The 12,242-nt window shown below is 59.3% G+C and carries 8 protein-coding genes and 2 pseudogenes; 4 read left to right on the forward strand and 6 right to left on the reverse strand.

The features are described 5' to 3' along the window. Positions 1-38: 38 nt before the first annotated feature. A complete protein-coding gene (locus tag ACYZTU_RS14300; protein WP_461963650.1) occupies positions 39-2,420 on the forward strand; it encodes an autotransporter outer membrane beta-barrel domain-containing protein in 2,382 nt (793 codons plus the stop codon). A 30-nt stretch (positions 2,421-2,450) separates the two neighbouring features. On the opposite strand, the gene tnpC is transcribed toward ACYZTU_RS14300, so the two are convergent. Continuing rightward, positions 2,451-4,004 (reverse strand): IS66 family transposase, encoded by a 1,554-nt coding sequence (gene tnpC, locus ACYZTU_RS14305; protein ID WP_461963652.1) that lies wholly within the window; start codon positions 4,002-4,004, stop codon positions 2,451-2,453. 17 nt (positions 4,005-4,021) lie between these two features. After that, positions 4,022-4,381 (reverse strand): IS66 family insertion sequence element accessory protein TnpB, encoded by a 360-nt coding sequence (gene tnpB / locus ACYZTU_RS14310; protein WP_240050551.1) that lies wholly within the window; start codon positions 4,379-4,381, stop codon positions 4,022-4,024. An 80-nt stretch (positions 4,382-4,461) separates the two neighbouring features. Here tnpB and ACYZTU_RS14315 point away from each other — a divergent pair. Next, positions 4,462-4,644 (forward strand): annotated as a pseudogene (locus tag ACYZTU_RS14315) (autotransporter outer membrane beta-barrel domain-containing protein); the annotation flags it as partial. 109 nt (positions 4,645-4,753) lie between these two features. On the opposite strand, the pseudogene ACYZTU_RS14320 reads toward ACYZTU_RS14315, so the two are convergent. The 4 genes and pseudogenes from ACYZTU_RS14320 to ACYZTU_RS14335 all read right to left on the reverse strand — a co-directional run. Beyond that, positions 4,754-4,973: pseudogene (locus tag ACYZTU_RS14320) on the reverse strand (AraC family transcriptional regulator); the annotation flags it as partial. Positions 4,974-4,977: 4 nt separating this feature from the next. Continuing rightward, complete coding sequence (locus ACYZTU_RS14325) at positions 4,978-5,619, reverse strand: DUF1345 domain-containing protein (protein ID WP_461963654.1); 642 nt, start codon at positions 5,617-5,619, stop codon at positions 4,978-4,980. 125 nt (positions 5,620-5,744) lie between these two features. Further along, the gene (locus tag ACYZTU_RS14330) at positions 5,745-8,837 is read right to left on the reverse strand and encodes a multidrug efflux RND transporter permease subunit (protein ID WP_461963656.1); all 3,093 of its coding nucleotides are present in this window, start codon (positions 8,835-8,837) and stop codon (positions 5,745-5,747) included. A 15-nt stretch (positions 8,838-8,852) separates the two neighbouring features. Then, positions 8,853-10,010 (reverse strand): efflux RND transporter periplasmic adaptor subunit, encoded by a 1,158-nt coding sequence (locus ACYZTU_RS14335; protein WP_461963658.1) that lies wholly within the window; start codon positions 10,008-10,010, stop codon positions 8,853-8,855. A gap of 169 nt (positions 10,011-10,179) precedes the next feature. On the opposite strand from ACYZTU_RS14335, the gene ACYZTU_RS14340 reads away from it, so the two are divergent. Together ACYZTU_RS14340 and ACYZTU_RS14345 are read left to right on the forward strand one after the other, a co-directional pair. Beyond that, positions 10,180-10,881 carry a response regulator gene (locus tag ACYZTU_RS14340; RefSeq protein WP_449643681.1) on the forward strand — a complete coding sequence of 234 codons (702 nt, stop codon included), beginning with the start codon at positions 10,180-10,182 and terminating at the stop codon, positions 10,879-10,881. Positions 10,882-10,885: 4 nt separating this feature from the next. Beyond that, on the forward strand, positions 10,886-12,187 hold the full coding sequence (locus ACYZTU_RS14345) for an ATP-binding protein (protein WP_461963660.1): 1,302 nt from the start codon (positions 10,886-10,888) through the stop codon (positions 12,185-12,187). The last annotated feature ends 55 nt before the right edge of the window (positions 12,188-12,242 follow it).

Genomic DNA, 12,242 nt, shown 5'->3' on the forward strand with positions numbered 1-12,242 from the left:
AAAGTCGCTTTTGGATTTGTTCGCTATGCGGAGTTTTCATGCCTCTACCCCTTCGGTTCAACCAATGTGCAACTACTGGATACTTGCTTGCCGCGATTGCCCTCGGTGCACCCACCGTTTATGCCAGAACACTGAATCCTGGTGAGAGTGAGACCGTCATCAATCCACCGGTACCGGAGGCATGGAGTGTGTCCCAGGGCGGGACGCTGACGATTAATAACGCGAACGCACTGTCGATTACTTCGCAAAACGCCATTGTCCATTTCAACGGTGGTCAGAGTGAGCGGATCGAGGCCCGCGACGGTTCCGGGCTTTCGCTGACAGGGGCCACCGTTAACAGCTCAACAGGCCGTGGGGCCATTTCGCTCAGCGACAGTTCTGCCACTATCAATAATGGAACAATCACCAGTACCAACAGTTTTGGTTTGATTCTGGGTCGTAACATCAATACTCCGGCATCCTCCAGCGCGACGGTGACCGGCAACAGTGTGATCACTGGCGCCACTGGCGGCGCGAATGCCGTTGGTTTTGCTGTATTGAACCTCGCTGATTCAGAGGTGCGGGGGACGAACACCACCAGCTACGGCGTGCAATTGGGCGGCGCGACGCTGTCCGCATCGGGCAGTACGATTTCAGGTGGGCAAGACGGCTTGCAAATCGTCACCGACAACACGGGTGTTAATGCGAGCACCGTTACCCTCAACAGCACCCGTGTGACGGGCAGGACAGGTTCGGCGATTGTGCTCGGTTCGTCCGGCGCGCCCGGTACTGTTGCCACTATTGATGTCCTCGGTAGTTCCGAACTGCTCGGCGGTAACGGCACGCTGTTGCAGGCGACCAATCGTTCCACGGCCAACCTTAACGTCAACGCAAGTGCCTTGAGCGGCAATGTCATCGCCGATACCGGCAGCACGGTTGCGCTGCTGATGCAGAACGCGGCCTCGCTTACTGGCAATCTGCAAAACGTGACTCGGGTCAATCTTAATAGCCGCAGTACCTTGAACGGCAATGTGCAAGCGGTGGCGGGAACGGCTGCGACGGTCAACCTGGACAATGGTTCTGCAGTTAACGGCAATGTCGAAAATGTCTCCAGCCTTTCGTTGAACAATGGCAGCAGCATGACCGGTGACGTGACCACCGACACCAATGGCAGCGTGCTGCTGGACAACGGCTCGGTGCTGACCGGTCAAATCAACAATTCGGGCGATCTGACCATCAATAATGCGGCGCAATGGGTCATGACCGGCGACAGCACCGTGCAGCGCCTTGGAATGAACAACGGTGTCGTGCGCATGGGCAGCAACGAACAGCTCCAGCAACTGAACGTTGTCAACCTCACGGGTAACGGCACCTTCGTGATGGGCACCGACCTTGGCAATGGCAGCACTGACTTTCTTAATGTCACCGGCAATGCGAGCGGACAACATCAACTGGAAATTTCCGCCACCGGCACCACTCCAGTCACTGCCGAGCCGGTGAAGGTCGGTAATATCGCGGCCGGCGATGCGAGTTTCTCGCTGGGCAATCGTGAAACGGTGGATGCCGGTACGTTTGTCTATCGACTGGCGAAGGAGGGTCAGGGCTTGTACTTGAATCCTGACAAGGAGACGGTCAGTACCTCGAGCAATACCGCTTTGGCACTGGCCGGCAGCGCGCGCAGTGTATTGAACGCCGAGATGGCCGTGCTAAATGACCAGATCGGTGATCGCGGGCTCAGCGCGCGGCCGGATGCTTCGCTGCGCGCGGCGAGCGACAGCGATTCAACAAAGTTGAGCAACAGCGTCTGGGTACGCACTTACGGCAATCAGTACAGTGTCGATAACGCCTATGGCGACGGTTACACCCAGAACCAGACGGGCATCACCGGCGGTGCCGATACCTTGGTCGACCTTGGCGGTCGTGCATGGGTCTTGGGCGGGTTTGTCGGGACAAGCCGTACGGACATGGACCTCAAGTACGGTTCCAGTGCGACGGTAGATAGCGTGAATGTCGGTGTTTATGGCAGTACCTTTGATGTCGAGAGCGGTGTGTTCGTCAACGTCATGGCCAAGATTAACCAGTTCGACAACAAGGCGAAAGTCACCATGAGTGACGGCACGCGGACCAAGGGCAATTACAAGGCCTTGGGCGCCAGCGGTTCGGTGGCGGTGGGCAAGCATATTCGCCTGAAGGACAACTACTTCGTTGAAGCCCAGGTCCAGGTGTCGACCGGCGCCACTCAAAGCGACAGTTATCGCCTCGATAATGGCCTTGAAGTCAAAGCCGATACCATGCGCTCTGTGCAGGGTAAGGTGGGTGTCAGAGGTGGACGTGTGCTGGCCCTCGACAATGGCAGCCTGCTGGAACCCAGCTTGTCGGCGGGGGTTAATCACGAGTTTGTTAAAACCAACGAGGTCAAGATCAACGTATGCGATCCATGAAGCACACCTACCGTCAGATGCGCTTCCCGTTTACCGTGGCATTTCCGGTGAGCAGTTCCACGGCAGCAATGCTTCATAGTCGGTTACTGACTGCGCATGCGGCAGTCGCTCCAGTACGTGGCGCAGCCATGTATAGGGCTCTTGGCCGTTGACCTTCGCGGTTTCGACCAGGCTGTAGATCTGGGCGCTGGCAGTCGCGCCTTTGGGCGTATCGCTGAACAGCCAAGCCTTGCGACCGATCACAAACGGCTTTATTGCGCGCTCTGCCGGGTTGTTGTCAATCGGTAAAAAGCCAGCCTCCACGTAGCGCTCCAGCCGGCTCCAGTTGCTGGCCAGATAATTAACGGCCTTGCCAAGCGCACTTTGCGGCGTCACCTGCGACTGCGTTTTATCCAGCCAGCTTTTCAACTGGGCTAGGATCGGCAGGCTCTTTTCCTGACGATTAATAAAACGCTGTTCATCGCTGACATCCTTGAGTTCACGCTCGATGCCGTACAGCTTGTTGATCATCGTCAGCGCGATATCGGCACGTCCCGTCTTGCCCTTGGGCTGCACTTTTTGCGCATCGACGAACTTGCGCCGTGCATGGGCCATGCACGCCAGACGTTCCACACCCGGTTGCAACGCCAACGCGTTATATCCCGCGTAATCGTCGGTCATGACATAGCCGCGATAACTTTCCAGCAGGCGCAACGGTACGTCCTGCGCACGGCTGGAGGTGTAGTCGAACAGCACGACTTTTCGATCGGGTGGCCCGCTGGCCTGCACCCACATCCAGGATTGGCTGGTCGGGTCTCGATCCGGTTCCTTCAGTACCTGGACGCGGGTTTCATCGCAGTGGATGACCGGGCTTTCCAGCAACCGGTCGCGCATCAAATTCAGCAGCGGCTGGAGGTGCTCGCCGCACTGGATAATCCAGCGGGCGAGGGTCTGACGCGGGATCTCTACACCGTGTCGACTCAACACCGTCTCGAAACGATGCAGCGGCAAGCCATCGACATACTTGGTGGTCAACAGCATCGCCAACACGCTCGGACTGGCCATGCTCTTTTCGATCAATTGAGCGGGCTTGTCAGCGGTGACCGGAGCCGTTTCACAACCGCGGCAACCGTAGACTTTGCGGATGTGTTTGATCACCCGGATCTGCATTGGCGCGATGTCCAGCTGCTCGCTGGTTTCTTCACTGATCACATGCTTGCGGCAACCGCAGGCACAGGTCAGTTCGTGTTCGGGCAGTTCGTGGATGACTTCTATACGCGGCAGATCAGCCGATAGTGGCTTGCGCTTGCCACGGCGCGGAACTGGAGCAACGACTTCCTCATCGGCATCGCCGACGACGGGCATTGGTTCGCTTTCGGGTTCGTTGAATAAGGCCAGTTGCGGCGTGTTGGGCTCGACTGTTTGCTCGGATTTACGACCGAACAAACGGTCGCGTAACAACTTGATCTGTTCTTTCAGGTCAACAATATGCGTTTCGTAAGCCTGACCCACTTCCTGCTGGCGAGCGAGCGCGTCGAACGCATCAAGCAGCATTTGCTTGAGAAGTTCTGGGTCATCAGGAAGGTGTTCGGGCATCGAAATCATGCCCCGGATTATACCCGTCAGGCGACGAATCTTGGAGTCAAAACCTGATGAGGGCGATTGCGCCACAGGTCAAAACCGTCGAGCAACCAGTTCAATTCCTGAACAGTTAATACGATGGCTTCATCGGTAGCGTCGGGGGATGTTTTGAAACGTTCGGATTCCAGGCGCTTGAGCCAAAGGCAGAAGCCGTTGCGCTCCCAGTAAAGGATTTTCACTCGATTACGGTGGCGATTCAGAAAGACGAAAAGCACCGGGTCGAACACCGCGACTTTGATATCCAGCTCGACCAGAGCGGCCAGGCCGTCGATGGATTTTCGGAAGTCCACGGCCTTGGGATAGAGGTACACTTTTTCGACTTTAGCGTCGGGTCGCATCATGACGTGCTGGCTCCAGAGAGAAATCGGAGTACAGCTTCGGGGATCAACTGCTGGCTTTGAATGTGGGGTTTATGGAGCGGTTACAGATCAACGACGACAGTTTCGATGACGACCGTGCCAGCAGTTCGGTCGAGTACGGAGCAGGTCTGAAGTGGACACCGGCCCAACGCAACTGGCAGGTTTCCGGTCAGGTCGGTGGCAGCAAAGGCACGACTGTCAGTCAGGACTGGAGCGGTAGCCTCAGACTGAGTTATTTCTTCTGATAAAAATGGCTCCTTGTCACTGACCTAAAAAATGCCCCGAATGTATCGGGGCATTTTTATGTCTGTGCGTTTTTGCTGATCGAATACGTCATATCAGCGCCGTCAGCCAAGCCGAAACCCGCAGCCGCTCCCGAGCCTTCTGCGCCACCAGGGGCAGGCGCGGATTCTCTCTATAGCGGGCGCCAGTGCAGATGGCGGGTTAGGCGTTCGAGCAAGCCGTCGAGGGCGGTCTGGCGGACGATTTTCAGCTCACCATGGTGCAGGGTTTGAAACGCCAGACTGGTGGCATGGGCCAAGCGCGAGTCGCTGGCCAGGGTGTTGGCGAAACTCGGATCAATTGAACAGTCCTGCCGCGATGTTGATCGAAAATCCGAGAATCGCCGTGTTGAACAGAAAGCCGATCAGCGACTGCGCCAGCACAATCTTGCGCAAATCCCGAGTTGCCACGCCGACATCGGACGTCTGTACCGCCACGCTGATGGTGAACGAGAAATACAGGAAGTCCCAGTAATTGGGCGTTGCCAGGCCTTCAGCGAAACGCAGTGCGGGGTCTTTGCCGTCCCAGGTGTAGAACAGACGTGCATAGTGCACGCTGAAAATCACCCCGATCAGCAGCCATGAACCGATCACCGTCAACGCGGTAAACCCGTAATGCAGGAGCTTTCGAGTGGTTTCCAGGTCCCTGCTGCCCGCCAGTTCGAAGGTGATGGTTGCCAGGCTGGCAATCGCGGCGATGCACACAACGAATAGCACCAGCCCGGCATTTTCGTCCTCGACTTCGGCAATGCGCTTCACGTCCGGTGCTTTGGCGCGCGCGGTGAGCCAGAGCATCAGGACCAGGTAAGTCCAGACCCCGGTGTTCCAGCCGAAAAGGATTTTGCTGATGATCGAATCGGCCGGAGCCAAAATGCCTACTGCGACGCCGAGCGTGGCAGCGGCGGACAGGCGAGGGTGGGTGCGGGCGAGGAAGGGCATGTGAACTCGATGGGCCTGGGTGTGCAAACACCTTAGCCCAGCGCAGTCCGTTGTGACCACAAGTCTGAAACCGTACATGATCGTTCCCACGCGGACGGTTCGACGCCTCGACGTGGGAACGATCTTTAACCGTGGCGCTTGCGTACCAGTTTCATCACCACTACAAAAAACACCGGCACAAACACCACCGCCAACGTTGCGGTAATCATCCCGCCTATCACCCCGGTACCGATCGCTTGCTGACTCGCTGAACTGGCCCCGGTGGCAATCGCCAGTGGCACTACGCCGAGGATGAACGCCAGTGACGTCATGACAATCGGCCGCAGGCGCAGGCGCGCGGCTTGCAGGGTGGCGTCGATCAGGTCGTGGCCTTCGTCGTACAGACTCTTGGCGAACTCGATGATCAGGATCGCGTTTTTCGCCGACAGCCCGATGATGGTAATCAGCCCGACCTTGAAGAACACGTCGTTGGGCATCCCGCGCAGCGTCACGGCCAGTACCGCTCCGAGGACGCCGAGCGGCACCACCAGCAGCACCGAGGTCGGAATCGACCAGCTCTCATACAGCGCCGCCAGACACAAGAACACGATCAACAGCGACAGCCCGAGCAGGATCGGCGCCTGGCTGCCGGACAAGCGTTCCTGCAACGACAACCCGGTCCATTCCTGGCCCAATCCCGCCGGGCCTTGCGCCACCAGCCGTTCGATTTCGGCCATGGCTTCGCCGGTGCTGTGACCGGGTGACGGTTCGCCGGAAATGCTGATCGCCGGGTAGCCGTTATAGCGAGTCAATTGCGCCGGGCCCTGGGTCCATTTGGCCCGGACGAAGGCCGACAGCGGCACCATTTTCCCGGCGTTGTTGCGCACGTGAATCTTCAGCAGATCCGCGACCTGACTGCGCTGATCGCCTTCAGCCTGAACCACCACCCGCTGCATTCGCCCCTGATTGGGGAAGTCATTGATGTAGGCCGAACCGACGGCGGTGGACAGCACGTTGCCAATGTCGGCAAAGGACACGCCCAGCGCATTGGCCTGTTTGCGGTCGACTTCCAGTTGTACTTGCGGTGCTTCGGCCAAGGCGCTTTCGCGCACGTTCATCAGGATTGGACTTTTCTCGGCGGCCGCCAGCAACTCGCTACGCGCCTGCATCAGCGTGGCATGGCCAAGGCCGCCACGGTCCTGCAAGCGGAATTCGAAACCGCTGGACGTGCCGAGGCCATCCACCGGCGGCGGCAGAACCGCAAAGGCCACGGCGTCTTTGATCTGGCTCAACGCGATGTTGGCGCGGTCGGCAATCGAACTCGCCGAGTCGTCGCTGCCTCGATCAGACCAATCTTTGAGCGTGGTAAACGCCAACGCCGCGTTCTGCCCGCTACCGGAAAAACTGAAGCCGAGAATCACCGTGCTGTCGCCAACGCCTGGCTCGGTGGCGTTGTGGGCTTCGATCTGCTCGACTACCTGCACCGTGCGGTTCTTGCTCGCGCCCGGTGGCAATTGGATGTCGGTGATGGTGTAACCCTGATCCTCTACCGGCAAAAACGAGGAAGGCAGGCGACTGAAGCACACGCCCAACCCGATCAGCAGCACGCCGTAGATCAACAGGTAACGGCCCGTGCGTTTCAACGCATAGGCGACCCAACCTTGATAACGCGCGGTCAGTTGCTCGAAACGCCGGTTGAACCAACCAAAGAACCCACGTTTCTCGTGATGCTCGCCCTGGGCAATCGGCTTGAGCAGCGTCGCGCACAACGCCGGGGTCAAGGTCAGGGCGAGGAACGCCGAGAACAGAATCGAAGTGGCCATCGACAAGGAGAACTGCCGGTAAATCACCCCGACCGAACCCTGCATGAACGCCATCGGAATGAACACTGCGACCAGCACCAGCGTGATGCCGATGATCGCGCCGGTAATCTGCTTCATCGCCTTGCGCGTTGCTTCTTTGGGCGACAGGCCTTCAGTGGCCATGATCCGCTCGACGTTTTCCACTACCACAATCGCGTCATCCACCAGGATGCCGATCGCCAGCACCATGCCGAACATGGTCAGCACGTTGATCGAGAAGCCCAACGCCAACATGGTCGCAAAGGTGCCCATCAGCGCCACCGGCACCACCAGGGTTGGAATCAGCGTGTAGCGAATGTTTTGCAGGAACAGGAACATCACCGCAAAGACCAGCAACATCGCCTCGCAGAGGGTGTAAACCACCTTGGTGATCGAGACTTTGACGAAGGGCGAGGTGTCATACGGGATCTTGTATTCGACGCCTGCCGGGAAGTAGCGCGCCAGTTCGTCCATCTTTGCCCGCACCAGCGTCGCGGTGCTCAAGGCATTGGCGCCCGGCGCCAGTTGCACGCTGACGGCGGTCGACGCTTTGCCGTTCAGGCGGGTGGAGAACTGATATTCCTGACTGCCGATCTCGACTCGCGCTACATCGCCGATGCGCACGGTAGAGCCGTCGGGATTGGCTTTCAAAACGATGTCAGCGAACTCTTCTGGGGTCGACAGCTGACCTTTGACCAGAATGGTCGCGGTGATTTCCTGGGTGGTGCGGGTCGGCAGGTCGCCGATGCTACCCGCCGAGACTTGAGCGTTCTGCGCGACGATGGCGGCGTTGACGTCGGCCGGGGTCAGGTTGAAACCGATCAGCTTCTGCGGGTCGATCCAGATCCGCATTGCCCGCTCGGCACCGTACAGCTGTGCTTTGCCGACGCCGTCCAGACGCTTGATCTCGTTCATCACGTTGCGCGCCAGGTAATCGCTGAGCGCCACGTCGTCGAGCTTGCCGTCGCTGGAGGTGAGAGTGATCAGCAGCAGGAAACCGGCGGAGACTTTCTCTACCTGCAAACCCTGCTGCGTCACCGCTTGAGGCAGGCGCGACTCGACCACTTTCAGGCGGTTTTGTACATCGACCTGCGCCATTTCCGGGTCAGTGCCCGGCTGAAACGTCGCGGTGATGAGCGCACTGCCAAGGCTACTCTGGGATTCGAAATACAGCAGGTGGTCAGCGCCGTTGAGTTCTTCCTCGATCAGGCTGACCACGCTTTCGTCCACGGTCTGCGCCGAGGCACCGGGATACACGGCGTAGATTTCGACTTTCGGCGGCGCGACGTTGGGGTATTGCGCCACCGGCAACTGTGGAATGGCCAGGGCGCCGGCCAACAGGATGAACAGGGCAACCACCCAGGCGAACACCGGGCGGTCGATAAAGAACTGCGGCATAAATAAGCGTCCTGCTTACTGACCAGAAGCCTGGGCAAGTGGAAGAGGGGTGTCGTCGATCTGCACCTGTGCGCCGGGACGGGCGTGCTGCAGGCCTTCAGTGACGATGCGATCACCGGGCTTGAGGCCGCCGTTGACGATCCAGCGATCGTTCTGCACGGCGCCCAGTTCGACCGGTTGCTGGCCGACCCGCTGTTCGGCGTCGAGCAACAGCACGTGGGCGACACCGGCGCTGTCACGCTGGATGGCCCGTTGCGGCACGCTGATGCCTTGCTCATTGACCGCCTGCTCCAGACGCACGCGAACGAAGCTGCCCGGCAGCAAGTCGAGGTCCGGGTTGGGGAATTCGCTGCGCAGGATGATCTGACCGGTGCCCGGATCAACGGTGATGTCGGCGAACAGCAACTTGCCGGGCAACGGATAGAGACTGCCGTCGTCCTGGATCAGCGTGGCTTTGGCTTGGTCCTGACCGACCTGTTGCAACTGGCCGGAACGGAATGCCCGGCGCAGGTCGTTGAGTTCGCGGGTCGATTGGGTAAGGTCGGCATGAATCGGGTTCAGTTGCTGAATCAACGCCATTGGTGTGGTTTCGTTCTGCCCGACCAGTGCGCCTTCGGTCACTAGTGCGCGGCCGATGCGTCCAGAAATCGGTGCTGTGACGGTGGCGTAACCGAGGTTGAGTTTCGCCCGCTCCACGGCGGCTTTGTTCGCGGCTACATCGGCTGCAGTTTGCCGGACGCTGGCCCGGGCGTTGTCATAATCCTGGCCGCTGATGGCGTTGCCTTCGATCAACTGCGCGTAGCGCTGCTCTTGTAGTTTCGCCTGGAACGCATTGGCTTCAGCCTTGCGCAGCGCCGCTTCAGCGCTGTCGAGGTCTGCCTTGAACGGCGCCGGGTCGATACGGAACAGCACATCGCCTTTTTTTACATCGCTGCCTTCACGGAAGGCCCTTTGCAACACCACACCGGCAACCCGGGCGCGGACTTCGGCAATCCGTGGCGCAGCAATCCGTCCGCTCAGTTCGCTGGTGATCGACAGGGGCCGGGCTGAGAGGGTTTCTATGCGAACCGTGGCCAGAGGCGCCTGTTCTTCAGCAATGGAGGACTTGTCACAAGCGCTCAGCGTCAGCGCCAGTGCAATCAGGCTGAGCCTGGCCAGCAGATTCTTTGACATGTAAAAATCCCAATAATGACCCCCGGCATCCTACGGGGAGGCGACGAGAGTAGCGGTGAAGCTTTGTAGGCGCTGTGTGAAATTGTGTAAGGGTTTTACTCAGGCATGGGTGAGGGCGTATATCCTTGGCGGCTTGATGACTTTGCGACAGCACCTTCTGGAAACACCCATGCCCAACATTCTCCTGGTCGAAGACGACACCGCGCTCTCCGAACTGATCGCCAGCTACCTGGAACGCAACGGCTATTCGGTCAGCGTGATCAGCCGTGGCGACCCTGTGCGCGAGCGTGCGCGAGTCAATCCGCCGGACCTGGTGATCCTCGACCTGATGCTGCCGGGGCTCGATGGCCTGCAAGTCTGCCGCTTGCTGCGCGCCGATTCGGCAACGCTGCCGATCCTGATGCTCACCGCTCGCGATGACAGCCATGATCAGGTGCTGGGCCTGGAAATGGGCGCTGACGACTACGTCACCAAACCCTGCGAACCGCGCGTGTTACTGGCCCGGGTGCGGACCTTGCTTCGGCGCAGTAGCCTGACTGAACCACAGACGGCCAACGACCGCATTCTGATGGGCAATCTGTGTATCGACCTCTCCGAGCGCACCGTGACCTGGCGCGAGCAATTGGTCGAGCTGTCCAGCGGCGAGTACAACCTGCTGGTGGTGCTTGCTCGGCATGCCGGCGAAGTGCTGAGCCGCGACCAGATTTTGCAACGTCTGCGCGGCATCGAATTCAATGGCACCGACCGCTCGGTGGACGTGGCGATTTCCAAGCTGCGGCGCAAGTTTGACGACCACGCCGGCGAGGCGCGCAAGATCAAGACTGTGTGGGGTAAGGGTTACCTGTTCAGCCGTTCCGAGTGGGAATGCTGAGGCGATGTTTAGAATCCTGTTTCGCCTGTACCTAGTGACCATTGTCTCGTTCAGCGCGGCGATCTACCTGGTGCCGGATCTGGTGATCAAGGTCTTCCATGAACGGTTTGTCACCTACAACCTCGATTATTCCCGCGGGTTGCAAACCCTCATTGTCAAACAGTTTCATGCCGTGCCCCCGGAACAATGGCCGGCACTGGCCGCTGAGATGGACGAGGAATTCCAGCCGCTGCACATTGTCTTGACCGGTTACGACGATGCCGATTTCACCCCTGATGAACGGCAACGTTTGCAACGTGGCGAGAACATCGTGCGCATTGGCGACTGGGGCTGGCGCACCCTGGCGGTGTCGCCGCTTAACGGGCAGACGGTGGTGGAGATGGTCGTGCCGCCGGACCCGATGGACGTCAGCCTGTTGTACTGGAGCATCAACGTTCTGATCGGCGCGACCATGCTCGCATGCCTGTTGCTGTGGCTGCGCCCGCACTGGCGTGATCTGGAACGCCTCAAAGGTACGGCTGAACGTTTCGGCAAGGGGCATTTGAGTGAGCGCACACAGATTTCCCAAAGCTCCAACATCGGCAGCCTGGCCAATGTTTTCGACACCATGGCCGGCGACATCGAGAACCTGCTCAACCAGCAGCGCGACCTGCTCAATGCCGTCTCTCACGAACTGCGCACACCCCTGACACGACTGGATTTCGGCCTGGCGCTGGCGCTGTCCGACGATTTGCCCGCCGCCAGTCGCGAGCGTCTGCAAGGCTTGGTCGCGCACATTCGCGAGCTGGACGAACTGGTGCTGGAATTGTTGTCCTACAGCCGTCTGCAAAACCCGGCGCAGCTGCCAGAGCAGGTCGAAGTGTCGCTGGATGAATTCATCGACAGCATTCTCGGCAGCGTCGATGAAGAGCTGGAATCCCCGGACATCGTCATCGACGTGCTGCTCCACGGCCAGCTCGAACGCTTCAGCCTCGACCCACGTCTGACTGCCCGCGCACTCCAGAACCTGCTGCGCAATGCGATGCGCTACTGCGACAAACGCATTCAGGTTGGTGTGCGGGTGTGCTCGAAGGGATGTGAGATCTGGGTCGAAGACGATGGGATCGGAATTCCGGAAGACGAGCGTGAGCGAGTGTTCGAACCGTTTTATCGGCTGGACCGCAGTCGGGATCGGGCGACTGGCGGGTTTGGCCTGGGGTTGGCGATCAGTCGGCGGGCGCTGGAGGCTCAGGGCGGTACGCTGACCGTTGAAGCATCGCCGCTGGGCGGCGCACGGTTTCGGTTGTGGTTGCCGGCCCCTACCTGACGCCTAGGCATCAATTGATGTATTCCCACCTGGAGCGTGGGAACGATCGAAGCCT

The organism is Pseudomonas sp. HLT2-19-2 (assembly GCF_054898005.1).